Below are 23,553 nucleotides of genomic sequence, written 5' to 3'. Positions count from 1 at the left end.
GAATCTGGCAGCACGCCCTTCAGTCAAAAAGATAACTGACAGATTCATTTCTATGAATTCGGCGAATGGCTTCACCCAGCAGTGGTGCCACAGAAACCTGCCTGAGATTCGGGAGCTTCTGCTCAGGGGTCAGCGGCAGGCTGTTCGTAACGACAATTTCTTTGATCGGTGCTTCGACCAGCCTCTGAGCGGCCTGACCGCACATAATCGCATGTGTCGCTCCCACATAGATCTCGGCGGCCTCATGCTGGGCCACAACCTTCACGGCGCCCACCATCGAGCCAGCCGTGGTAATCATATCGTCGAAAATAATGCAGGTTTTCCCGGCAATCGGGCCACCAATCAGGTTCTCCTGACGAGTTTCAAAGGCGTTCGAGCGACGCTTATCCACAATCGCAAACGAGCCACCCAGGTGCTCGACATGCTGCAAAGACCGCTTAATGCTCCCCTCGTCCGGGCTCACGATCACCAGATTCGACTTCGGTAAATTCAGTGAACGAAAGTATTCATCAAGAATCGGTGCTGCGTAAAGGTGATCGACGGGGCAGTCGAAGAATCCCTGAATCTGAGCCGCATGGAGATCCATGGTCAGAACACGATCAGCCCCGGCTTTCGTAATGAGATTGGCGACCAGTTTTGCCGTAATGGGAACACGCCCCATATCTTTGCGGTCTTGCCGGGCATAGCCAAAATAAGGGATCACAGCCGTCACACGGGCAGCACTCGCCCGTTTGCAGGTGTCAATCAGAACGAGCAGTTCCATGAGATTGTCATTGACTGCGGGCCCCGTGGGCTGGACGAGAAAGACATCCGCCCCGCGGACGTTCTGGTACAGCCGGCAAGAGATTTCACCATCCGGAAAGTTACTGAGCTCGACAGCCCCCAGGTTGATTCCCAGATAGCTGGCGATTTCGTGGCCGAGTTTCGGGTGAGCTCTGCCACTGAGCAGGCAGAGTTGGTCGTACATCGCCACAGATCAGTCCTCGGTGAAGCCTCGGGATGGAACAACTCAGATTTCAACGTTCGTCAGCACTGGTTGCAAGTGGACGACCACCAGCCTGCCCGCCTAAGAGACTTCAAAATTTGCCTCGTCTCTTTTCGAGACACCTTACTCAGCATTTTCTGCAGATGAATCGACAGGAGCCGGCGCGATGGGAGCCTCTGCTTCAGACGATGTTTTCCTGGCAAGGTAAGCCGCTTCCGCCTCTGCGTCTTCCTCAGCCTGTTTCAGACGATCAAGAATCTCGATGATCTGTTTGGTCAGTACGGGAAGTCCTTTACCTGTCATCGCTGAAATCTGCAGGACGGGTTTGCCAATCCGCTCTTCAAGCAGCTCTTTAGCAGCATCGGCATCCAGCAGTTCCGACTTGCTGATGACGACAATTTCAGGTCTTTGGGCCAGATCGTCATCGTAAAGCCGCAACTCTTCGCGGATCTGCAGATAGTTCTCGATCGGGTCCGTCTGGTCATCCGGATTGGGTTCAACGAGATGTACGAGCACGCGAGTCCGCTCGACGTGCCTTAAAAATTCATGACCTAGCCCCACTCCCGCATGGGCTCCTTCAATCAGCCCGGGAATATCAGCCATCACGAATTGCCGCTCGTAACCGACGCGGACAATCCCGAGATTCGGGTGTTTCGTCGTGAACGGGTAGTTGGCAATTTCCGGAGTCGCCCGTGTCATCCGCGAAAGAAGCGTCGATTTACCGGCATTGGGTTTTCCAATCAGTCCCACATCGGCGACGACTTTCAACTCCAGCAGCAGCTCACGTTTTTCACCAGGTTCACCCGGCCCGAATTCGCGCGGGGCGCGGTTCGTCGATGACATGAAACGCGTGTTGCCATAGCCCCCTTCGCCCCCTTTGGCGACGATCACCGTATCGCCATGATCTGTCAGATCACGCAGGACGAAGCCACGCTGAGAATCACGCAGAATGGTTCCCATCGGCACACGAATGACGAGATCTTCGCCATCTTTACCCGTCTTGAGCGAACTGGTCCCGGGATTCCCATTGCTGGCAAACCAATGACGAATCCCGACCAGGTGCACGAGGCTGTCAACATTTTCATCAGCGATAATGACGACGTGCCCGCCGCGACCACCATCACCACCATCGGGGCCGCCTCGAGGGACGTGCGCTTCCCGCCGGAAGCTGGAACATCCGGGGCCACCATCGCCCCCTTTGCAGGTAATTTCAATTTGATCGACAAACATGAGAGAAAACTGCCATTCTGGACGCGGAAGCGAATTCGATTAGAGGTCACCAGCGGGATATTGGGTAACGAGTTGAAATTTAAGGATGATTTTCAAAGATCAGTTCGCGAGCTTCGAAGACGGGCCCTTCGACACAAGTGCGTCGGTAATCCCAGCTTTCCTCACCCGAAGGAGTCGTTTCCCGGATTTTGGCGACACAACTGAAGCAGGCTCCAAAGCCGCACGCCATTGGGGTTTCTAACGATAACCAGCAGGTGACGTTGTACGACAGTGCCAGTTTCTGCACAGCTTTGAGCATCGGTTCTGGCCCGCAGGCATAGATGGTCACGGGCTCACCGGGAGCCTTGAGATGTTCTTCCAGTAATTGAGTGACATAGCTATGGTGCCCCAGTGAACCATCATCGGTGGCCAGTTCAACCTTCAGGCCGGGAACACTTTGGAAGTCTTCGACACCCGCCAGAAACTCAGCATTCCTCGCTCCGTAACAAAGTGTGACGGAACTGGGCGTAACCACTTTTCGCGGATTCTGCTGGGGATAACTCTGTACTCCAAGAGCTTCGCGGGCGAGTGCCAGAAAGGGCGTTTGCCCAATCCCACCAGCGACGAAAACCAGCCGCCCGCCCGGTGATGCCGGAAAGCCGTTGCCAAGTGGCCCCCAGATTTCCACTTCATCTCCCGCCTGAAGCTGAGCCAGGCGACCGGTCATTTTACCCACGACAACGTAGCCGAACTCCAGCCCGGCAACACGTCCTTCTTCATCCCTGCAGATATCAAACAGCGCAAACGGTCGGCCCAGAAGCGGATCGTTCTCTCCCGGGATTTTCACCATGAAGAACTGCCCCGGAGTGATCTTGGTCGCCAGCTCAACACAATCGAGCCGCAGGCGAAATGTATTTTTCGCCATGGCCTCGTGCAGCAGCACGCGTGCCTTCTGCTGGACGGCAGACATCACCTGTCCAGGCAGCCCAAGGGAAGGGATGTGACAAGCCGAAGCAGAGGTTTCAGTAGGGCTGGAGGGCATGCTCGGGACGTCTGATTTCTAGGGCTTCTGAATGATTGAAAAACTCAAGATGCTGCGGGTGAGTATTGGCCACGGCTCGCGTTTGCTCCACGCACGCTCCCCGCCTAATCACTCCGCTTGCGACTCGATGAACTCGACGACTTCTTGTTTCGAGCGCTGGTTGATGAGCGCCCCGCCGTTGTCGCTTTTCGAGATCCTGGAAACTTGGCAGAGGTCTTCTTGCGAACAACTTTTTCGGGAGTCGCTTCAGCAGCGGTCTCTTTATTGGCCGATCGATGTGCGATGACGTGATCCTTCGTCCGCGGGACTCGTCGGCCACTCTTCAGCAGGCTCAGTGGTGGTGAATTGAGAGCTTCGTCTCCATCGGCAGCGTCGTTGCCCCGTACATTCTGCGGGAAGTTCAGGCGCGGTGCTGCCCCTCTGAGCTTTTTGCTCGAAATCACCGAACCTTCACCATCCAGCACACGCCGCTTCAATCGCGTGCTGCCATCGTCCATCACTGGCGGATTGTCGTTAAGGGCCAGATTGCGATCCGTCGTCCTGCTGCCCGGACGGCCCTTGGAAAAGCCTCCCGAAGTGCGCGAGGCGGGCTTCTGCCGAGCTTCCGGAGCCATTGAGCCTTTCCCGGTACGACGCGCTGGTGATCCTTCTGAAGAACGAGATCCACCGGACGAGCGGGAATCTTCGCGACGCTTGGGGTTAGCCTCAGGTGAGTTCAATACCTGTGATTTCAACGCTTTTGAGCTTCCCAGGCGTTTGAGTTTCGAGCCCGGAATGGTCAGTGGTTCCAGTCCCGTCGCTGGTAATGCCGTGCGCTCCAGCCTGGCGCGAGGCGTGGCACCTGCACTTCCTGCACGAGACGACGAGGCTCTGGTTACCCCTCCCGCTGAAGTCGCTTTACCAGCATCGCGGGTACGCTGCGGCTTGCGGGGAGCCGGTTCCTTCCACTTGCCCGTGATAACATCCTGCAGTTTGCTGAGTTCTTCTTCCGAGAGTTTGCGATGAGCTCCGCGTTCGAGATCACCCAGTTTGATCGGGCCAAAATGAGTCCGCTTGAGCTTCATCACTTTATGCCCCACGCGAGCCAGCAACCGGCGGATTTCCCGGTTCTGTCCTTCCCGCATGGTAATTTCGAGCACAGTCGCAGACCCCTGCGACTTCACTCGATTAACGCTCGACATGCGGAAGCGGCCTTCCGCGAAGTACAGCCCTTCAAGAAGCTGATTGATTGCCTCCGTCGAAGGATTACCCGCCACGACAGCACGATAAATCCGCGGAATACCAAACTTGGGATGTGTAAGTCTCTCGGCAAGATCGCCATCGTTGGTCACGATCAGCAAACCTTCAGTCCCATCGTCCAACCGGCCCACCGTAAAGAGCCGACCGACATTCGGCGGGAAGCAATCGATCACACGAGTTCGACCCGCAGGATCAGAATTTGTGCACAGCACACCTGCTGGCTTATGAAAGAGAAAGTAACGCTTTTCTTCCACACGCAGCTTTTCGCCATCGACAGCGACCTTCTGGCGGGAAAGATCAACACGCACCCCCAATTCCTTCGCCACCACACCATCAATCGTCACGCGGCCCATTTCGATGTATTCTTCACAGGCTCGGCGTGATCCATACCCGGCACTTGCCAGAACCTTCTGCAGACGTTCGCCCGCAGAGGCCTCGCCCGGTTGATCCGGATGGGCTGATTTGGAACCCTGATTTCGTGAAGAAGTGACCAGAGATGTTGTGCGGCGGGGAGGTCGAGAACGTTTCATTTGGTATCTGCCAGTATTGAGAAGTCCCCCAGTTTAGCAGACGACATCGCGAAAGAGTAACCAGTTTCTCGATTGTTCCCGCCCATCACTGCTCCAGTCCATGGCGATCACACAACCCGCCAGACAATCGCTGGAGCGATCGGGAACCTCACAAGGCCAGCAAAAACAGGATTCAGTGGTGCAAAACTTTGTGGTGGCTAGACTTTTGAGAAGTTCAAGCCGAAGCGTGTTATGCTCTCGTGGCTGATTCGTCTCATGTCATCCGCCGAAGGATGTGAGCCGGAGCATCCCACAGGCTGGGTCTTCCCTAGCCTCCATACGACCGACTGAACTTCGCTGATTAATCTGCCATAACACATTATTTGCATAAGGTTTAAGTAAATGGAAGCCGTTGACATCCTCTCCCGCTGGACACATATCGGAACTGCCGTCGTGATTATCGGGGGGAGTGTCTTTTTGCGATTTGTGATCTATCCCGTGGTGAGCAAGCTGCCTGAAGATCAGCATCTCGCCTTACGATCCGCCATTATTTCCCGATGGAAGATGTTTGTACACATCGGGATTGTGCTCTTCCTGGTGAGTGGTTTTTATAACTACTTCCAGGCGATGCCCAAACATAAAGGACAGCCGATCTATCATGCCCTGATTGGCACCAAGATGCTGCTGGCCTTTGGCCTGTTCTTCCTCTCGTCGCTGCTCGTGGGACGCTCTGGACTGGCCGAAAAAGTACGCACGCGCATGGCTTACTGGCAGACAGTGGGCATCGTTCTGGGGGCCATCATCATTGGCATTTCGGGCTATGTGAAAGTCGCCGTCCCTGCCAAACTACCAGCCCCAACACCCAGCACAGCCGAAGTTCAAGCCACCAAGTCGAATGCAGTGGATGCCCAGCCCGCAACCATCCCTGCCACTCCCATTGAACCAACCAAGTCAGAATAATTCCGATTCAAGGATTTCCAAGTTTCAGTGCGCCTCATCCCATGCGTGCTGTGTACTCCCAACTCCCAACTCCCAACTTCCAACTCCCGTTAAAAGATTCGAAAATTTGCAATGATCTGAGATCGTGGACTTCTCGTTCCAGAGGGCAGGTTCGATAAAGAGCTTCCCCAAATTCTGGAAATGGCGATGTCCACGACTCAACCTTCAAGTCGATATTCAGAACCTTCTGCCGAAACCGCTGGCATGATGGAACTGGGGCTGATCATTGCAGCCTCGGTCATCTTTCCGCCCATTCTGCTCTTCGGGTTCATCATTGTGGGCCCGCGCGAAGAAGTCGTGGTCTTGCGGTTTGGCAAATATCTGACGACGCTGCGCAGCGAAGGGATCCGCTGGATTCATCCCGTGGGCCGATCACTCCAGAGAATCTCCACCCGTGATACGACCTACAATCTGACGACCGAAACCGTGGTGGAAAAAAATGGCAACCCGGTGCTGATCAGTGCGGTGGTCGTTTATCGTGTCGAAGACACCATCAAGGCCGCTCTGCATGTGACCGATTACCACCGCTTTCTGGGAGATCAGGCCGGGGCCGTAGTCAAGCGGGTCAGTTCGCTCTTCCCTTACGAATCGAGCGATCCCGCCATCCCGTGCCTCAAAAAAGAGAGCGAAATTGTCAGTCAGGCTTTTGTGGCCGAACTGCAGGATGCCGTAAATCCAGCGGGAATTCGCGTGCTGATGGTGCGACTCAACGATCTGACTTACGCTCCCGAAATTGCTCAATCGATGCTGATGCGTCAGCAGGCCATGGCTCTGATCGATGCCCGCAAGACGATTGTCGAAGGGGCCGTCGAAATTGTTAAAGATGCCGTAACAAGACTGCGAGACAGCGGCTTCGAACTCTCGGAATCCGACCGGGATCAGCTCATCTCGAACCTACTGGTCGTGCTTTGCAGTGGCGAGCGAACTCAACCCGTACTCGCTGTGCATGCCGGCGGCAGAAAACATGCTCCCGGCACAGGCTCCTCCACCACCGAGTCGTGATAACAACAGAACTCCCGTATTACATGGTGGCCCGGTCTCAGGTGGCACGTCCCAGGGGTGGCACGACCCTGGAGGCTCTGCGGAAGGGCGTGGTCTTTACCGGGGTGGTTGGGGTCGGATGTCTTCATCCGCCCCCAGTTCCAGGACGCTGCCGGCACAAATGCATCCGCGATATGCATTCACGACTTGAGCACATCCTCCATAAACAATCAGATTCAAACAATCTGGGGGCAAACGAGGACGTTTGACCCCAGCCAGACGTCAAACATGCAACTTCGAGCCAGCATGCTTTTCTGAACTTTCAACGTGCTGTTGATTTCTGATTAGCGTAGAATTCTTTTTAGCCTGCAGGTTTTGGACTCGTTCCAGCCCGCACGATCTCGTGGCGATACCATTCGCCATGCTGGCTATCGACTTCCTGTGAAATGATCCCTGACGATGAATCAACCACTCCCGAAATCTGATGGGCCTAACCTCAGTGCGATGGCTCGCCGCCAGTGGCTGGCCCAGGCTGGGAATGGATGCGGAAGTCTGGCCCTGGCTCATCTACTGACAGGCTCGACATCAGGTTTATCGTTTGGGGCAGAACCCACTGCAACACGTCAGCCACATTTCGCCCCCAAAGCCAAACGAGTCATTTACCTGTTTCAAAGTGGTGGGCCTTCGCAACTGGAAACCTTCGACTATAAGCCCCTCCTCAACGATCGCTTTGGAGAAGCCTTGCCAGATTCTGTCCGACAAGGCCAGCGATTGACCGGGATGTCGGCCAATCAATCCTCTTTGATCATGGTGGGATCGAAGTTTGGTTTTCAGCAGCATGGTGCCGCACAGGCGTGGGTCAGCGATTTACTGCCACATACGGCCAAAATCGTCGATGACCTCTGCATCGTCCGCTCCATCTACACAGAAGCGATCAACCATGATCCAGCCATTACGTTCCTGCAGACCGGTTCTCAGATTGCCGGTAGACCCAGTATTGGTGCCTGGCTCAACTATGGTTTAGGAAGTGATAACGAGAATCTCCCCGCGTTCGTGGTGTTGATTACTCGTGGAAAAACCGATCAGCCGCTCTATTCTCGCTTGTGGGGCTCTGGCTTTCTTCCATCGCAGCATCAGGGAGTTCAGTTCCGCTCGGGTAAAGATGCGGTTCTTTATCTGAACAATCCGCCGGGAGTCAGTCGCGAGCAAAGACGTGCTGCTCTCGAAACATTGGCACAACTGCAGAAAGAGCGTGAAGTCGAGACGCACGACCCTGAGTTATCTCAGCGGATTGCCCAGTATGAAATGGCATTTCGTATGCAGGCCAGCGTGCCAGAAGCCACCGATCTTTCGGGCGAGACCGAAGCCACTTTCGAGATGTATGGGCCCGACAGCCGCAAGCCCGGCACATTTGCCGCCAATTGTCTCTTGGCAAGACGCCTGGCAGAGCGTGGTGTCAAGTTTATCCAGTTGTATCACCAGGGCTGGGATCAACATGGCGGCTTACCGGGAGGAATTTCGACGCAGTGCCGGGAGACCGATCAGCCTTCCGCTGCCCTGGTGGCTGATCTGAAACAGCGTGGTTTGCTGGAGGACACCCTGGTCGTGTGGGGTGGAGAGTTTGGCCGGACAAGTTATTCGCAGGGCCGCCCGTCACCGCAGAACTACGGCCGGGATCACCATCCCCGGTGTTTCTCGATGTGGTTTGCGGGTGGTGGGATCAAGCCCGCGACGGTGGTCGGCCGGACCTGCGATTTTGGTTACAACATTGAAGATCGTCCAGTGCACGTCCACGATCTGCATGCCACCATGCTGCATCTACTGGGTATGGATCACGAACGCCTGACCTACCGCTTCCAGGGCCGCGACTTCCGCCTAACCGACGTCCACGGGCACGTGATTCCGGAAATGCTGGCTTGAAACAATGCGATTGGCTCCACTTTTTTGTAGCATTCGCCAGTTGTGGGGAATTCAACTTTTATTTGCGGCGATATGCTCCTCGGAGAGGTGTTCAACACACTGAAAGTGAGTTTGCTTTATCCCATGGAAACGTCATCGACGTGGCTTCTGTTTTATAAGGAGGGGCACCGGCAGCTCTTCATTCTAGTTACTAGTCAGCCAGAGAAGTTTCCAGGAATGCCCCGAGCAGCTTCGCAAACATAATTCCCATAAACATTAAGCAAGGGGCTGCAAAAAGACAGGCAACCCATGTGTAGCGAACATATCTGGAGCGAAGCTGACCCTCTAATGTATAAACTTCATGAATCAGATATGCCGTATAAAACTGCAACGGGATAAACAGCAAACCTATGGTTGCAGACCTCAACGCGTAACCCGCCTTTTGCTCACGCAATGAAAGAGTTTCTTCATATCGACGGGCAGCATCGTCGGAGAGTTGATACCTATCGGGCAGCTCATCCTCATCCCAGTTTGATTCATGGTCATCAGCCTTGTCTGGATTGCCAGAGCCATTCTCTTCGGTTCGTGCCTGTAAGGTGTCGGCATCTTCGCTGACAGCAAGTTCGAGAAGTTCTTCCGATCTTTCCACATCTTGTTCAGCGACTTGAAGACGAATCCCTCCAATAGCGTTGGCGAGAGTCCAATCCATCGACGCAATTTCGCCACCACTCAGATAGACCTTGATGTTTTCTCTTCGTAAGATTGACGCCGCGATGTTGGCCTCGACTTCGTTCCAGAAAACGCGCAGCGTCACGAGATCGTGGCTCATTCCTGCAATTCCATAAAGTGATGAGTTTCTGAGAAGACCTTAACGAATCACTGGCTTTCTTTGAAACATTGTATCACAGGTGATGTGCTCAACAGATGGACTTGATAAAGCGGATTCGTTTTGTACGTTCATTTGTACTATATAAATGAGCGGGTTCTTAAAAAAATCCGTATAGATAATTGTTATCGTGCAGGTTCATCCGTGACAATGTCGCCAATCAGCAGGATGGAGCCCACGATCCACTTGTGGTCGGCATACTTTTCGGGGTGGTCATCGTAATCTTTGCGGTTGTGTTCGAAGAGAATCTCCCGCTTATTGAGCTTTTCCGGCGTGAGTTCAATCCGCACGTGATGTCGCCCTGCGGGCCGCTCGCTGGCAATCGCCGTCTTTCCCATGCGGTGATAAGTACAATACGGGTCAATCCGGTTCTGATAAGTTGGCGGCAGATCATCCCACATGATCTTTAACCGCCCACCGTCCGGCCCCAGCAGGTCAAAGATCGCCAGTGTGGAACCTTCAATCGTGAATTCGAGTGCACCGCCTGGAGCTTCCGCTTCATAAAGCTCGGGCATGTTCCGGGCAAATCGCCGCGACAGCGTGTGATCAGCAGGCAGCTTTTTCCAGGTCCCTTTGAGCATGTTTGCCGTGATCGGAATCTGCTGGGCCCGCTCGAAGTTATCGGTCCGTAATGGCTGATCGAGTGCATGGTCAGCCGGCTTCCCACTGGCCTCCATAATGGCCGGCCAGCAGCGGGCAATCGTGGCGGCATAGACTTCGTGGCCTGTCTCCACATGGGGATGGACACCATCCGTCGAAAAGACAAGTGGCCTCGCCTCGCGAATGTCGGCTGGTCGGGGAGCTTTGAAAACCAGCTCACCATCTTTCTCCAGTTGAACGACTTTTACACCCAAATGAATCGAAGGAATCTTGTAGTGTTCAGCAACATCTTCCATCGTACTGGCTGATCGCTGCATCTTGCCATTGCGAAGCTGTTCCAGAAATGGCTCGCTGACCGTGTAGACGAAGACAATGTCGGTCGTGGGGTTCGCCCTCCAGGTCTGGCGGACAATTCCTTCCATCGCCTTATGAATCTGTTCCGGGGGAGCACCCCCATCGTTCACAGCAAACTCAACAAAAAGCAGATCGGGCCCGTGACGGAGAACATCATTCTTCAGCCGGAATACCCCCAGATCGGAACCCGTGCCACCAATGGCGGCATCAATCTGCTCGAATGGAACGCCCGGGTATTGCTTCGTCAGCCATTCACGGGAAAGCACACGCCAGCCGGCTGCAGCCGTAATGCTGCCCCCCAGATAGGCAACCTTCACAGGCTGTCCAGCTTCGATCTTCGCTCGAACATTGGGCAAACCTCCTCGCGGATGGCATTCCACCGCCTCTTTGAAGGCCGGAGCGTCCGCTGCGATGATCGCAACACTGGCAAGTTGCCAGGCCAGCCAAGTCATCACGAGCAGCAAGAAAGCAGAGATTTGGCGAATGGGCCGGGATGGCGGCATCGTGCGACAACTCATGGAAAGCCTCTCTCAGGGAGGGATCGGGGCAAGTGGCCAGTCATGGCATGAGTCTATCGATGGGAAAGTCGCAATCACACTTTAAGGACGATCCCAAGCGAACTGTCGCTGGAAATCACGGACCGGTCGGCGAACTGATCACCAGCGCTTCATAATCTCGGTGGTCGTATCCTGACGACAGCAGGAAGCCGCATGTTTCGCGTGTGCTGCCGCTATTCTTTTCACGCGTTGTGTGGCACGAACCTGATGGCCCGGAAAACTGAACAGTGCGGAAGGGCGTGGTCATCAGCCACAATGACGATCAGCCGTTGGCAGAGGCTTTGGCGGCGGCAGCAGCAGCGACAGCCAGCACATCGCAGCGCTCATTCTCCGCATGACCGGCATGCCCCTTGATCAGCTTAAACTGCACCTGATGCCTTGCGAGTAGTTGATCAAGAGCTTGCCAGTATTCAACGTTTTTGACCGGCTTGAAGGATTTGCCCTCTTTGCGTTGCCAGCCATTACGCTTCCAACCGGGCAACCACTCGCAGGACCCTTTGGCGACGTAGCTGCTATCGGTCACCACTTCCACCCGAGAACGGCTTTTGAGGGCTTTAAGACCTTCAATAACAGCCTGCAGTTCCATCTGGTTGTTGGTGGTCTCAGCCAGGCCACCACTGGCCTCTTTCTCTTTGCCAGAGGCGGGATGCCGGAGAATGTAACCCCAACCACCCGGGCCAGGATTGCCACTGCATGCCCCGTCTGTAAAGAGCTGCACAAAAGGAAGTGCAGACTGTTCCTGATCCACAACGCTGGCAGAGGTAGCAGTTGACCCGGCCTGATGAGCTGACATGGTCTGGCAAACCTCTGGATGAACCAGTCGTAAAATTTGGAACGAGACGTTCACTCACACTCAGGCGAACATCTCCAGCCCTGGGGATGAAAACCGCCCGGGCTGAGAGCGAACGCCACATCGCTGAAGGTGAGCGGATCTCCGCTCAGCAGCATGATTTGCACAGGTAACCTGCGCATGCGATACCTTGCGCATTGACAGCGATGGCCAGCACAGGGCAGACCGCGATCTGTTAACGCTCGCGGAAGATAATTCGCCCACGATTGAGATCGTAAGGACTCACTTCCACCTTCACTTTGTCACCCGGCACAATACGGATGAAGTGTTTACGCATTTTTCCCGCGACGTGAGCTAGAACTTCATGTCCATTCGAGAGCAATACTCGAAATTGCGTGTTGGCCAGAGCCTCCACGACGTCGCCATCCACTTCGATGGCTTCTTCTTTCGCCATAACTCGTTGCCTGTTCTTTCGTTGAAAAGGATAAATCTGCTACGTTGTTGATACAGACTCTCCCGGATTCTAACGAGTTGTCCAGAACTCTGCCACCACCTGATTCGGAACGAGTTCCCGGGAATTTCGCCAAGCAGACTGAAATCTCATCGTAGTAGAATCCAGCGGACTGACATCAGTATTCAGCACCACTTGCTTTTCACAACTGCCTTATAAATAACGATTTGTGTTGTTCTTTGATTGCTCGCGTCGTCTGCTATGCCTTCGTCCCGACCTGGAGAATCCTCAGGATGTCGCGATTGATCTACCGCTATGGCCCAGGGTTACTCTTCGTACTCCCCCTGATCGGTGCGATGATCGCTGGCATTCTCGACTGGATCTGGCGACCACTCCTCAGTGCTTTCACAGGCTATACCTCAGTCCTGGCTCTCCTGTGCTGGTCATTCGCTTTACTGCTGCTCCGCCAATGGATCCTGAGTAAAAAACTCTTTCCTCACCCGCCGATCGTCATGCCCACAGGAGTCTCCCGGCAGGATCAAGCAGCCTACGAGATTGTCCAGAAAGCCGAGCTCGAGCTCGAACACCAGCTACAACAAACACCCGCGCCTCAGGCTCGATTTCAACTTCTCGTCGATGCACTGGGGAGCATGGCCCGTACGATTGCGCAGATTTACCGGCCCGGTGTCGCTCAACCCTACAGCGATCGCACTGTGATTGAACTGGTCGCCATGGCAAGTCTGGCTGCCCGATCACTCCGCCATTGGCTGACAAGTGCCATTCCCGGGATCGAAATCATCTCCGCACGTGAAGGCCTGCTCCTCATGGGAGCTTCCAATATCTATCGGAGGCGCCAGATTCAGATTGATCGCATTGCAGCAGGCGTCGGTGGTCTCCTGCTACTGATCTCTGCCCTCGCCGCGACCGTTTTTGAATCGGAAACCGGCTTGGTACTCGCTCGTGGGATGATAAGTTTTTTACTGCTGGTGATCATTCCCCGATTGATCTGGAGGCGTTGTCAGGACGGGCTTTCCCGAGAGTTTCTCCAGGCGGCTTTACTACAGATCGCTGGTGAAGCCGGAACATTGATGATCTCGTTATCGAATGGAGCCTTGCGCAAGGGAAGCAAGGCATACACCGAACTCGAACGAAAACTGGCAAAGACTACCCCGGCTGTTCGCCGCCCGATACTTCCCATCACCTGGCGTGTCTGGCTGATTTACACCTTGCTGCTGATCCCTTATCTCTGGCTGGCGCTGATTGGCATTTACGCAATGATTGTGGATGAATGGTGGCTGCCACTGGGAATCGTCACAGCCCTCTGCTGGAGCCTCTCCTTCTACTGGTGGTCTTCCCAGAAAAGAGCCCCCATCAGCCAGTCCACACGCATGGCGATCGATGAAACCATCGGCTCGTTTGCCAAAGAGCGACCCTGGCCTCCCGCTCAAACATTCGATCCTTACCGCAAGGATCTTCAGTTGTTGATGAGCAAGATCGGGAACTCACTTGGTGCTCGCGGTCGATTGCATCTGGAAGATCTCACTGTCCCCGAAGGCTTGATGGTTGTGGAATCTCTGGCGATCGATCTTGAGCCCATGATGGCTGCCTGGCCCCTTTCCACAGTACTAACCATCGGACAGGTCGAAACCTGGCTACAGCGAGCCACTCAGGCCAGAGAGACTTATGAGCAAACGAGGCCCATGCTCGACACCCTTGGCAAAACATGGAATCTGACACGCTGGATTCGCGCCTTAACACCGGCAGAGATCGTCAAGAATATCGGCTGGACCATTGCTGCCGAACTGGCAGGTAATCTCGTCTCCATCTCCAAAGATCAGTTCAACGACTGGTTACGCAACGAGTACTCCCGCTGCTGGAGGCTGGCGGGAATTCGTCTGGCCGATGCCCAAATGAAAAGCTGGCATCCCGCTCCACTGATCATCGACGAAAACTTCTCTCTGGCAGCCGCCACCCCTGTAGCGTCTTCACACAAATCCGATTCTCAACCTGAGGTTCCCGTTGAACGTGAGGCCGAAGACTCATTAAGCCCGCTGGTCAAACTGGCCGTTGTCGGGCAGGTAAAAGCAGGAAAATCGAGCCTGATCAATGCCATCCTCAGGCAGCAGGCCGCCTTTGTCGATGTCCTCCCCGCCACTTCAGGTGTGGCGGAATATCACTGCCTCCTGCCCATGTCCGCAGGCGAAGTGGTTCTCCTCGATACTCCCGGCTACACCGATGCCACACTCTCTCCCAGGCAGTTTGCAGCGATTCTTGAAGCAGCCCGGCAAGCCGAAGTCGTCCTGCTCGTCATGGCTGCCAACAATCCCGCTAAAGATCCAGATGTGCAATTGATGCATCGACTGCAGGAATACTTCCAGCAGCATCCCCAGGAGCGACCGCCACTTCTCGTGGGTGTCATTTCCAAAGTCGATCTGCTGAGACCGACTCTCGAATGGTCACCCCCTTATCAATTCCTCAATCCAGCAGCGACAAGCGCCAAAGAAGTGTCCGTTCGCGAAGTCGTTCAATACCATCAGGAGGTCTTTCACTCGACGATCAGGCACTGGGTGCCGGTCGCCACTCGACTGGAAGCACGTACCACAACTCTTGAATCGGGCACACCAGAGACACCTAACAGGCTCTATGGAATCGATGAATACCTGATCCCCCTGCTCATTGCCCAGCTTCCTGAGGCCCAGGGATTGCTATTACTCAATGCACATCACGCGCGTCAGGATCACTGGGAAGCGTGGTGGCAAACCGCAAGAGACGAAGGCCGCAAACTCCTCAAGATGATTGAAGGGACGTTGAAGTGATCGTAAATCATCGCTAACAATGCTTCTGCCGTGAACCTGTCAATCATATACTGCCTATAATGCGTACATAGAAATTGGTAACAGCAACAGAGAATAGAACCATAATCCTTCTCTCGCTCATCGCAATTCAATATCTCATTCACTATTGTTCCATCTGTGTGTAGTATCCATCCAGAACTTGTACAGATCATATTTATTCTGCGTCACTGACAGACAACATCAGTCGAGTTCACTGCGTTATGTCTCAGGCAATCCGCAAGAATGCCATCTCACTGATATGCCAATATCCCTGCAACCTGGTTGTGATTCTGTTGCTGCTGGGACTTTCGGCTCTTGCGGGATTCCGTTTGCGAGATGAAGTGCTCGCAGATCGGATTTCATTGCAAATGGTCGTCAAAATCCCAGACGACTTGCCAGAAACATTCGTTTGGCAAACCATTGGTAACCAAACGGTCGAATGGAATCTAAAGCGTGACTATCCGGGTTGTTATCAACAAGGGTGGTCTGAGTGCCTTGTAGAGTTTCTTCGGTCACATCGATTGTTCGCAGAATCACCGATGAATCCTTTTGACCAGAGCCTCGGGCCTTCCCTGAAGCAACTTCCCGGCTTGTACACGGATTGTCAAAAAGATGGTTGGGGAGATTGCCAGAAGCAGTTAGCAGGCTTTTCGGAAATGTATGGCACCTCAACGGTTCGTCGCATACTTCGTCGCAAGTACGGTGTCACAAGAGGGGAAGTGCGTGACAACATCAACAGGCTTCACGGAACCAAATTCTCCGTTCGTAGTGAAGACGATTCTTAGTAAGGTGCATGAAGTCCTCGGAATGCACCATTTTTGATCGACATAACATTCATGCCGGCTGAGGAATTAGCAGATATCCCTGAATTCGTGATGGATCTAAAAAATCCCGTAAACAGTCTGTAATCTCCGAGCCACCACCGTGTATTCACTTTGGTCGCCAGAGATCTGCCAGCATTAAATTGGCACCACCAGATTCGCATCTCGCGCCAGTTGCCACTCTCCAAACATAGACCTGCGAAAGATCGACATCGCATGGCCGGCCAGTTCGCGCACTGCACCTCCGCTGCGCGGTGTCACCTTGATGTGCAGATGCGTCCGCGTGTAGGCCATTGGCTCGACAATCACGATTTCCTCAAAGGTCGCCGACGCTTCAATGATCACCCGCTGGTCGTTCTGCTCGCAAGCCGCCAGAAACTCTTCCTTTCCGAAAGGCAGGCGCCCTGGCGTGAGGAACACCACGTCATCTGTCATGAGCGAACTGAGCACCTGCCGATCGAACTTCCTCGTCGCTTCCAGCCAGCGATACTGGACCGTCCGAATGGCCAGCTCATCGGCATGACGACCAGCGCCCACATTTCCTGACATGGCGTTGGCTTTCTGCTGGAACTTCCGTTCGCATGAATAAATAAATGGATGAATGAAGTGCGACCTGCCGAACCTCCTCTGGAAATCGCACAGAAGGTCCGGCAGCGTCCTAAGGCCAAACAGCCAGAGCTAAACCCCGACTGCTGAGGAAAGTGTGCTGATCATCCAGTGATCGACATCGCGGAGCATTCGCTGAGTCAGTTTTCGAGCGGTGGGCTGATAATAGCACGAACGGACATCAAGTCCGAGATGTTCCAGATGACGATCAAACTCGACGAGGTCAATCAGATGAGTCGGGCTGCCACTCAGTTGAGAAGCGACCAGCACTTTGCGCCCGCGGGCCAGGCGTGTCATTTCTGCGGGAAGTGACAGTGACTTCATCAGTGGGCAAAGGACAGCCGCTCCACAGTAAGTGGCCGGGCTGGCCAGGAGGAGTTGCAGTGCCAGATTCGCTCCCGATTCATACCCACCAATAAAGATGCGATCTGTATGAATGCGATGCTGGACAGACAGACTCAAGATCAGCGCATCGATAAAGCTCGCCAGAGCCAGCGGATCAGCATTCCAGGCATAGCCCCCGCGAACGGTGGTATCGCCACGCAGTGCAATGCCAATCATGTTCTGGTCACTGGCGCGATGAATGGCCGCAATCCCGTCTGCTTCATTCTGGCCATCACCATGCAACCAGATGAGAACAGGGTACGCATAGGCGGGCTCGTGCTTCTCAGGCAGCACAACTTCTGCTTGCCAGACGTGATTTGTTCCCGAACCTTTCGAGAACTCACCCTGATCGGGTTTGGCATCGATCTCGGGATAAACCGGATAGTGCACCGGTTGATGCCGATCATGAGTAAAAAACTGATCGTCGGAGGAATGCGACTGTGAATTGCCGTTCATTGCGAATTGCTTCCCTTCGTGCGACGGGGAGTCGCTGCCGCAGTTTTTCCGGGCGGTGTGGCATGCGGTGGCTCGGCATCAGGCTGGCCTTCATGACCAATCCCGAGACCCTTCTTGACAACATCCATAGGAAAGTAGCGACCAGGGCATTCCGTAGCCCTGACCGTCCCATGGCCAATAATGCAGGAACTCTCGATCACGAACTCATTAGCTAAATCAGAAACGAGGCGTTTGGTAGCGCTGACTTGAGCTTCTGTGGGTGGTTTTTTCGCAAAGTTTCCGACCAGCACGATGCCAATCCCGCAGTCGTTAAACTCTTTGTTTCCGGCATGGGCTCCCGGCAGTTGCTGATGCCACCGAAAAGTCGGGGCAATCTCACCATCGGGCATGCCATCACCATTGCCAATCACAAAGTGATAACCAATCCCCAGCCAGCGATTGCCCGATCGATCTTTGTTCTTCAAGTGACTCTGATGAATGCTCTCGACATCTCCCGATGTCGTTGCCGTGTGATGCAGCACAAGGTATTTCCACGGCTTGAGCGGGCTTTTCGCCGGCTGATGAATGAATGGCAAAGACTTGACCACCGATCCGTTGGCAGCCTGTTCTCGTGGTGAGTCGATCTCAGGTTGAATGGCAAAGAGTGCCTGCGCCAGCCGCATCGATTCGTGGGCGGTTGATTCGTGTCTCACCTGAATGACGAGACCTGTCGAGCCAGGTGTTTCATCGAGATGGCGGACATCATCGATCACAGGTTTGGCCGCTTGATGAGCCATTCGTTGTGGCTCTTGAGCGTCTAAAGTTGCAGCACTGTTCGAGGCGTTGGCTGACTCGATGTGGGAAACGTCAATCATCTCGCTGGAACTCTCGCCAATCACGATCACGACAGGCTCAGGCCAGGGGCCCAGTTGATGATCTTCAGTGCCAGACCACAGGCCATCAGCACAGCCGCTAAGCATCAGGAAACAGCTCGACGCAAGCCACAGCACCGGGCAATGAAGGCTCTTCAGGATGTGGCTGATCGTCGACACGCGACGCCTCCTTGCCCAAACACTGCAAACCACCCAAAGGCCGGAATCCTGCCCGGCGAGGTCGTCGGGAGTGTAAAAATGGCCTCCGAAAGTGTCAACGCAAAGTCTGTCGTGACCAGCAGTTGACGCCGATCCTGAGCGACGATGATTGGTGACTTCGGCATTCTGCATGGAGTTTGCGGGCATAAACGTACTCCTGAAAGATCACGCAGATTATGCAGAATACCCACAACTCGCCTTGCATCCCTTTTCATGAGTTTTACGAGGGAATCTGAATTCTCATTGAAGTGGGATGAATCACACAACGCTCACCGAGAATACCGATCACGACACCTGGTGCGATCATGCGGGAAATCGGAGCAACAAGTGCCCGTGATGGGATGCGTGATGTTTCATTCAGGCAACAGTGAGATGGCACTTTCTCCAGTGCCGCGCCGCAGAGATTGTGAGTCGAACATCCCGTCATCACACCTCTGAAGGTTTCGAGGCCTGAGCCTTGGCAAGTCCAGCCTATGTTATTCGATCCCATTTTGTTTTACCGTGTCGCTGGATTCGAAAACCTGGTCGGCCGCAGAGGGCATGGCAGATGAGACTTCCTTTTGTGATGACTTTTTGGCTGAGCTTCGCAACAGTCGCGGCCGGACAAACACCGGCCAACCCGCCCGAAAATGGTACACCCTTTCGATCCGCCTCGACTGTCAGTACAGCTTTCGGCGGACAAGCTGAAACCCCGTCTCACATTCGTCCGGCAGCACCACTTAGCAGGGTCCAACTGAGATTGCGGCCGTTTCGCGAAACGGTCGTCCATGCGGTCCATTCCGGATGCGTGGATTCCGTTTCGGTGAAGCCGGGGGCGCGTGCGGCCGCCTTTGTGACGCTTGTGTCGTTGGATGATCGTCATCAGCGACTTCTGGTCGAGAAGGCGCGGGCGGTCGAGAGGGAGTATGAAATCCTGCGGGATTCAGCCCCGGACGATCTTGAGCGAGCCATCCGCACAGAGCGATACGAAGGCGCCAGACTGGCGCGAATCGCTGCCGAGGCGGAGTGGGCTGAGATGACGTACCGGGCTCCGTTTTCCGGCCAGATCGCCCGCCTGCATGTTTCAGACGGTCAATATGTCCGCGCGGGCGAAACACTCCTGACAATTGTGGATGATTCGCGGTTTCTGTTTGCGTTTCCGTTCGCCAAAAACCTGGTTCAGACGGGGACTCGCGTCTCGGTGTCGATTGCCGGCGAGAGCCATATCGCCCGGGTTCTGACGACTAGACCATTGGCAGAAGCTTTGCCGTTATTGGAGAAGCTTTTGCCCGGCGGAGGGCTGGCTTACGCGGTCGTGTCCAATCCGCAACGCAGCATTCAAGTAGGGGATCGGGTTGCGATACCCGCCAGTCCGCCTCTGACCGACACCGGGACTGTGCAAACGCTCGCGGAGGCCAACAGCCGATCGGAAAAAGTTCCCGAAGCGCATCGCCCGACAACAGGTGGAGAACGAGATGCTGCTGTCGCGATTTCGCCTGCGGCGAATGCTCAGCCCGTCGCGTCTGACGGCGTTCCGCCGACGAATGGCAGCCCGACGACGGGGGCGGAAACTTCGCCGAACTTGGGTGGAACTGGCGGGAGTTCGGCGACAGCCACTGGGGACACGTCGGGGATCAACGCCGCACCTCTTCCACTGGACTCTGAAATCCAGCGGCTGCTTGCGGCAGCTGACATGACTCCAGAAGACATGCAAGCGGCTTTAGACAATCTGGAGGTCCAACTCCCACCGGAGGCCGCATCGCAACTTGGTGCCGTTCCCGAGGGCTTGTTGCAAACTCTGAAGATTGAAGGTTTTCCTCTCGATGAGCTGCTGGCGGCTCAGGGGGCGCTGGGGATTACACCCGAGCAATTGGGGGAGATCGAAGCTCTGCTGACCTCCTATCGTGAGGAACTGGAACGTGAAGGCCTCTTGGATTTCGCGTCGCTGGGTGAACTCGCCGATGAAGCGCTGCTGAAGGATCTGGCCGAAATCGAAGGCATGTCCGAGTATCTGGCGTTCGCGGCTGCCTGCCGGTCCATCAGCGAGCACTTCCAGACGGACGTGCAGTCGATTCTTGATGAACGTCAGTTGGCTCAGGTGCAAACACTCGTGAGCGAAGTTTCAGGCAGTGAACCGGGAGCGATTAACCCGCTGGCACGTATGTCGCTGAGTGAAGAACAGCGGCAGGAACTGGCGAAGACACTGAAGTCGAATTTGTCTGAGGCGAGTAGCGTCTTGAAGGATTTGGCACTCAAGTCGATTAAGGGAGATACTGGCAAAAAACTCCTTCGAAAGATCCGCGATCAGCACCGTGAGCGTGTTTATGCGGCTTTGCCGCCGGATGTGCGGGACGAACTGGCAAAAACCACCCGCCTGCCCAGACGAGCAACGCCGGAGCCAACGAAAGAGGCATCGACATCGGCCATTGAAGAAAAGACACCACCGCGAAAGCCGCCAACGCGTCCCGCGGCTCCTCCTCCACTACCGCCGGAACCGATTGGTCTGCCCATCTGGATCGCAGGAGGCGTGGCTGTGGTTGTAGTCGCTGGGGGTGGAGTGTGGTTTCTGCGACGTCGGGGATCACCAGAGACAGTGGTGAAGCCCTCAAAGGAGAAGGCGAAACCATCTTTGGCATTGAGTGTCGGGCCGGAACAACAACACACGACGATCTCTTCAGCAATCACGCTGGCCGGTGAACGACTCCGGCAGACTTACGCGGATCAGTTGAAATCCACTGAAGTGACAATCGAAGTTGCCGAGGGAACTTACGTCGAGGAACTTCTGATTGACGAGACATTCGCGGGTAAGCTGACGATTCGCGCTGCCGCCGATGCGCTGGTGGTCATTCGCCCGCGCGGAAAACTCCCTGCATTGACAGTCCGCAGCCCGGGAAAAATCCAGCTGGAGCGGCTGTTTTTTGATGCAGCCGCCCAGGCGACCTGCCTGTCATTGGGGTTGGTCGGCCGTTCCGTGGAATTGATTGGTTTGAGATGTTCGGGATTTCAGCGATCGGGATTGGAAGTTCTGGGTGCTGTCACGAACGAGCCGGCGAAACTCCAACTGGAGAATTGCGTGTTTCAAGCGAACCGGCGATTGACGACGGCAGTGTCAGTGGGGGCAACCGGTGGAGAGGCGATGTCGCGGTTGGAACTCACAATATCCCGTTGCGACTTCCCGGGACCAATGCAGCAGGGGATCGACCTGCGTGTTGCTGTCGCAGAACTGTCGGTGAAGGGCTCTGTTTTCAACGATACGAGGTTGCCGGTTCGCATCACCGGCCCCGCCACGGTTTGGAACAAGATCGAGGTCATCAACAACACATTCCAGGCAAGCGAGGCGGGCATTTCGTTCGTCGAGGTCGGTCAATGTGATCGCCGACGCCGTATCTGCGTCTATCAGAACCTGTTCATCTCCCCGACGGGACCTGAGTGTCACGTCGACCCTGCGGTCGGCGCGGCGAACTTTGGTCCAATGTCCGACGCCATGTGCAACAACTGGAGCACACGTCCGGCCGACTTCCGAGTCCCGGGAGAGTACTTTATTTTCCAGGACGGCATGCGGGGTGTGGGCGACCTCGAGTTCGAATCCGGGTTGCCCGGAGAACCAGGGTACTTTGTCCCCCTAGAGGGCAGTTCGCCCACCAGATCGTGGCGCTATCGCGAATCTGAAGCATGGATCGGTGCTCGCGGCCCCCTGTCGTCCCCTGATCATCCAGCGGGAGGGCGATGAGCAAGAAGACTCTGGATTTTTGCCATCGCACCCGTTGCGTCCATGTTTCTGTCATACTTCAGGAGCGTGGGTTTCCCAAAGGCAGTGTAGCCCAGCGAAGGATGAGAGATCTGAGTTCGCCAATAAACCCTGGTTGAATCGAGACCCCTTGAGACGCTCGCTTGCCCGAAGGTGACTGTAGCGATTGGTGTGTGGCGTCAGTGATTACGCGGCGTCAGTGGATGTGCGGCAATCACACGGTACATGGGCTTGCCCGTCTTATCACGTTGATTGGGGTCCACCACACCCTCGACCTGCACCAAAGAACGGTCTGAGAGTTTCGTCGTGTTCGGATCCACCACGAGAGCCACACTGCCACCCAGGTCGTCATCTTTGCCCGGGGTCAGGTTGTAGATGATGTGCCACGTCTGATCCGAAGGATCAAAATCGACAACACCTCTCAGCCAGGCATAATTGCTGCGGTCGTAGTCGTAAGGATTGGGGCGGGTCGGATCGACCACTGGTTGCGGGATCGATCGCGTATTACTGGTGGCCCGCATAGCCGAATCTGTCGTGCTGGCCAGCGCAGGAGTTTCCCGGCGAGTTTCAATCAACGGGTCGAGCGTGACCGGAGGGTTCGCTGGTGGAAAAGGATCCGATGGTCGATTCAAACCTGTTTTCGGGAATGGATCCTTATTCGCCCCAGGCGAGACATCAAAGGGAGTATCCAGTGGATTCGGAACCGTCCGATCATTCGGGGGGGCACCGAATGTTGAGGGTGGGTTGTTGTTGAAGGGCTGTGCACTGCCACCCGAATTCGGGTCTGGTCGCCAATTGGGAGATGTCGGGTTGTTCGGTGTCGGTGTGGGAGTCAACAGCGTCGGGCCATTGCTGGGAACGGTCCCTTCCGGCACGTATGTTCCTCCTTGAGGTACATAAGTACCACCAGGAGGCGCATAGGTGCCACCGGGTGCACCATAGGTTGTGCCAGGCTGCACAAAACCCGAAGAGGGCGACCCCATACCGGGGCTGCCGAAGTATTGCGGCTGACCGTAATAGGGAGAGGAGTGACAGCCCACCAGCAGTGTGAGGCACCCCCCGGCGATCATGCAGAGTGTTTTTTGCATAGGTGGTCTGGTCCAGGAAAGCGAAGTCAGCTTCCGGACAGGACCGGCCGCGACTCAAGGAGACAT

Annotated in this window: 18 protein-coding genes; 6 read left to right on the top strand and 12 right to left on the bottom strand. The window is 55.1% G+C overall.

Annotation, left to right across the window (positions count from 1 at the left end; all coding sequences use genetic code 11):
* Positions 1–19: 19 nt before the first annotated feature.
* From PLIM_RS21315 to PLIM_RS21300, 4 genes are all read right to left on the bottom strand, one after another.
* Positions 20–967 carry a ribose-phosphate diphosphokinase gene (locus PLIM_RS21315; RefSeq protein ID WP_041402456.1) on the bottom strand — a complete coding sequence of 316 codons (948 nt, stop codon included), beginning with the start codon at positions 965–967 and terminating at the stop codon, positions 20–22.
* 141 nt (positions 968–1,108) lie between these two features.
* On the bottom strand, positions 1,109–2,215 hold the full coding sequence (gene obgE, locus PLIM_RS21310) for a GTPase ObgE (protein ID WP_013112386.1): 1,107 nt from the start codon (positions 2,213–2,215) through the stop codon (positions 1,109–1,111).
* A 79-nt stretch (positions 2,216–2,294) separates the two neighbouring features.
* Positions 2,295–3,164 carry a dihydroorotate dehydrogenase electron transfer subunit gene (locus PLIM_RS21305; RefSeq protein ID WP_013112385.1) on the bottom strand — a complete coding sequence of 290 codons (870 nt, stop codon included), beginning with the start codon at positions 3,162–3,164 and terminating at the stop codon, positions 2,295–2,297.
* A gap of 176 nt (positions 3,165–3,340) precedes the next feature.
* Complete coding sequence (locus PLIM_RS21300; RefSeq protein ID WP_013112383.1) at positions 3,341–5,005, bottom strand: pseudouridine synthase; 1,665 nt, start codon at positions 5,003–5,005, stop codon at positions 3,341–3,343.
* A gap of 381 nt (positions 5,006–5,386) precedes the next feature.
* On the opposite strand from PLIM_RS21300, the gene PLIM_RS21295 reads away from it, so the two are divergent.
* The 3 genes from PLIM_RS21295 to PLIM_RS21285 all read left to right on the top strand — a co-directional run bounded on the left by PLIM_RS21295 (position 5,387) and on the right by PLIM_RS21285 (position 8,884).
* Positions 5,387–5,944, top strand: coding sequence for a hypothetical protein (locus tag PLIM_RS21295; protein WP_013112382.1), 558 nt, complete (start codon positions 5,387–5,389; stop codon positions 5,942–5,944).
* A gap of 186 nt (positions 5,945–6,130) precedes the next feature.
* Positions 6,131–6,985, top strand: a complete 855-nt coding sequence (locus PLIM_RS21290; RefSeq protein WP_013112381.1) for an SPFH domain-containing protein — start codon at positions 6,131–6,133, stop codon at positions 6,983–6,985.
* Between the two features lie 438 nt (positions 6,986–7,423).
* On the top strand, positions 7,424–8,884 hold the full coding sequence (locus PLIM_RS21285) for a DUF1501 domain-containing protein (protein ID WP_013112380.1): 1,461 nt from the start codon (positions 7,424–7,426) through the stop codon (positions 8,882–8,884).
* Between the two features lie 190 nt (positions 8,885–9,074).
* On the opposite strand, the gene PLIM_RS21280 is transcribed toward PLIM_RS21285, so the two are convergent.
* The 4 genes from PLIM_RS21280 to infA all read right to left on the bottom strand — a co-directional run bounded on the left by PLIM_RS21280 (position 9,075) and on the right by infA (position 12,504).
* Entirely contained in the window at positions 9,075–9,692 is a 618-nt protein-coding gene (locus tag PLIM_RS21280; protein ID WP_013112379.1) for a putative signal transducing protein, read from the bottom strand.
* 182 nt (positions 9,693–9,874) lie between these two features.
* Positions 9,875–11,221, bottom strand: a complete 1,347-nt coding sequence (locus PLIM_RS21275; RefSeq protein ID WP_013112378.1) for an SGNH/GDSL hydrolase family protein — start codon at positions 11,219–11,221, stop codon at positions 9,875–9,877.
* A 301-nt stretch (positions 11,222–11,522) separates the two neighbouring features.
* Positions 11,523–12,053 (bottom strand): ribonuclease HI, encoded by a 531-nt coding sequence (gene rnhA, locus PLIM_RS21265; protein ID WP_013112377.1) that lies wholly within the window; start codon positions 12,051–12,053, stop codon positions 11,523–11,525.
* A 232-nt stretch (positions 12,054–12,285) separates the two neighbouring features.
* Positions 12,286–12,504, bottom strand: coding sequence for a translation initiation factor IF-1 (gene infA / locus PLIM_RS21260; protein ID WP_013112376.1), 219 nt, complete (start codon positions 12,502–12,504; stop codon positions 12,286–12,288).
* A gap of 290 nt (positions 12,505–12,794) precedes the next feature.
* Between infA and PLIM_RS21255 the strand changes: the two genes are divergently transcribed.
* Together PLIM_RS21255 and PLIM_RS21250 are read left to right on the top strand one after the other, a co-directional pair.
* The gene (locus PLIM_RS21255) at positions 12,795–15,317 is read left to right on the top strand and encodes a GTPase family protein (protein ID WP_013112375.1); all 2,523 of its coding nucleotides are present in this window, start codon (positions 12,795–12,797) and stop codon (positions 15,315–15,317) included.
* A 302-nt stretch (positions 15,318–15,619) separates the two neighbouring features.
* Complete coding sequence (locus tag PLIM_RS21250) at positions 15,620–16,120, top strand: hypothetical protein (RefSeq protein ID WP_148227218.1); 501 nt, start codon at positions 15,620–15,622, stop codon at positions 16,118–16,120.
* A gap of 174 nt (positions 16,121–16,294) precedes the next feature.
* On the opposite strand, the gene PLIM_RS21245 is transcribed toward PLIM_RS21250, so the two are convergent.
* From PLIM_RS21245 to PLIM_RS24850, 3 genes are all read right to left on the bottom strand, one after another.
* On the bottom strand, positions 16,295–16,705 hold the full coding sequence (locus PLIM_RS21245; RefSeq protein WP_013112373.1) for a nuclear transport factor 2 family protein: 411 nt from the start codon (positions 16,703–16,705) through the stop codon (positions 16,295–16,297).
* Positions 16,706–16,834: 129 nt separating this feature from the next.
* Positions 16,835–17,602: an alpha/beta hydrolase gene (locus PLIM_RS21240; RefSeq protein WP_013112372.1), complete on the bottom strand. Its 768-nt coding sequence runs from the start codon at positions 17,600–17,602 to the stop codon at positions 16,835–16,837.
* Positions 17,599–18,633: a peptidoglycan recognition protein family protein gene (locus PLIM_RS24850; protein ID WP_230849361.1), complete on the bottom strand. Its 1,035-nt coding sequence runs from the start codon at positions 18,631–18,633 to the stop codon at positions 17,599–17,601. The genes PLIM_RS21240 and PLIM_RS24850 overlap by 4 nt, the downstream gene beginning before the upstream one ends.
* A 586-nt stretch (positions 18,634–19,219) precedes the next feature.
* On the opposite strand from PLIM_RS24850, the gene PLIM_RS21220 reads away from it, so the two are divergent.
* A complete protein-coding gene (locus PLIM_RS21220; protein WP_013112369.1) occupies positions 19,220–22,381 on the top strand; it encodes an HlyD family efflux transporter periplasmic adaptor subunit in 3,162 nt (1,053 codons plus the stop codon).
* Positions 22,382–22,578: 197 nt separating this feature from the next.
* On the opposite strand, the gene PLIM_RS21215 is transcribed toward PLIM_RS21220, so the two are convergent.
* Complete coding sequence (locus PLIM_RS21215; RefSeq protein WP_013112368.1) at positions 22,579–23,487, bottom strand: hypothetical protein; 909 nt, start codon at positions 23,485–23,487, stop codon at positions 22,579–22,581.
* Between the last annotated feature and the right edge of the window lie 66 nt (positions 23,488–23,553).

This window comes from Planctopirus limnophila DSM 3776 (assembly GCF_000092105.1).
Classification (GTDB): domain Bacteria; phylum Planctomycetota; class Planctomycetia; order Planctomycetales; family Planctomycetaceae; genus Planctopirus; species Planctopirus limnophila.
This window is presented reverse-complemented; position numbering and strand designations above follow the sequence as displayed.

Excerpts from the sequence above, each read along its gene's own strand:
- PLIM_RS21215 (WP_013112368.1), bottom strand. The coding sequence starts at position 23,487 with ATGCAAAAAACACTCTGCATGATCGCCGGGGGGTGCCTCACACTGCTG.
- PLIM_RS21315 (WP_041402456.1), bottom strand. The coding sequence starts at position 967 with ATGTACGACCAACTCTGCCTGCTCAGTGGCAGAGCTCACCCGAAACTC.
- PLIM_RS21305 (WP_013112385.1), bottom strand. The coding sequence starts at position 3,164 with ATGTCTGCCGTCCAGCAGAAGGCACGCGTGCTGCTGCACGAGGCCATG.
- PLIM_RS21245 (WP_013112373.1), bottom strand. The coding sequence starts at position 16,705 with ATGTCAGGAAATGTGGGCGCTGGTCGTCATGCCGATGAGCTGGCCATT.
- PLIM_RS21240 (WP_013112372.1), bottom strand. The coding sequence starts at position 17,602 with ATGAACGGCAATTCACAGTCGCATTCCTCCGACGATCAGTTTTTTACT.
- rnhA (WP_013112377.1), bottom strand. The coding sequence starts at position 12,053 with ATGTCAGCTCATCAGGCCGGGTCAACTGCTACCTCTGCCAGCGTTGTG.
- obgE (WP_013112386.1), bottom strand. The coding sequence starts at position 2,215 with ATGTTTGTCGATCAAATTGAAATTACCTGCAAAGGGGGCGATGGTGGC.
- PLIM_RS21275 (WP_013112378.1), bottom strand. The coding sequence starts at position 11,221 with ATGAGTTGTCGCACGATGCCGCCATCCCGGCCCATTCGCCAAATCTCT.
- PLIM_RS21280 (WP_013112379.1), bottom strand. The coding sequence starts at position 9,692 with ATGAGCCACGATCTCGTGACGCTGCGCGTTTTCTGGAACGAAGTCGAG.
- PLIM_RS21290 (WP_013112381.1), top strand. The coding sequence starts at position 6,131 with ATGTCCACGACTCAACCTTCAAGTCGATATTCAGAACCTTCTGCCGAA.
- PLIM_RS21255 (WP_013112375.1), top strand. The coding sequence starts at position 12,795 with ATGTCGCGATTGATCTACCGCTATGGCCCAGGGTTACTCTTCGTACTC.
- PLIM_RS21220 (WP_013112369.1), top strand. The coding sequence starts at position 19,220 with ATGAGACTTCCTTTTGTGATGACTTTTTGGCTGAGCTTCGCAACAGTC.
- PLIM_RS21285 (WP_013112380.1), top strand. The coding sequence starts at position 7,424 with ATGAATCAACCACTCCCGAAATCTGATGGGCCTAACCTCAGTGCGATG.
- PLIM_RS21295 (WP_013112382.1), top strand. The coding sequence starts at position 5,387 with ATGGAAGCCGTTGACATCCTCTCCCGCTGGACACATATCGGAACTGCC.
- PLIM_RS21300 (WP_013112383.1), bottom strand. The coding sequence starts at position 5,005 with ATGAAACGTTCTCGACCTCCCCGCCGCACAACATCTCTGGTCACTTCT.
- infA (WP_013112376.1), bottom strand. The coding sequence starts at position 12,504 with ATGGCGAAAGAAGAAGCCATCGAAGTGGATGGCGACGTCGTGGAGGCT.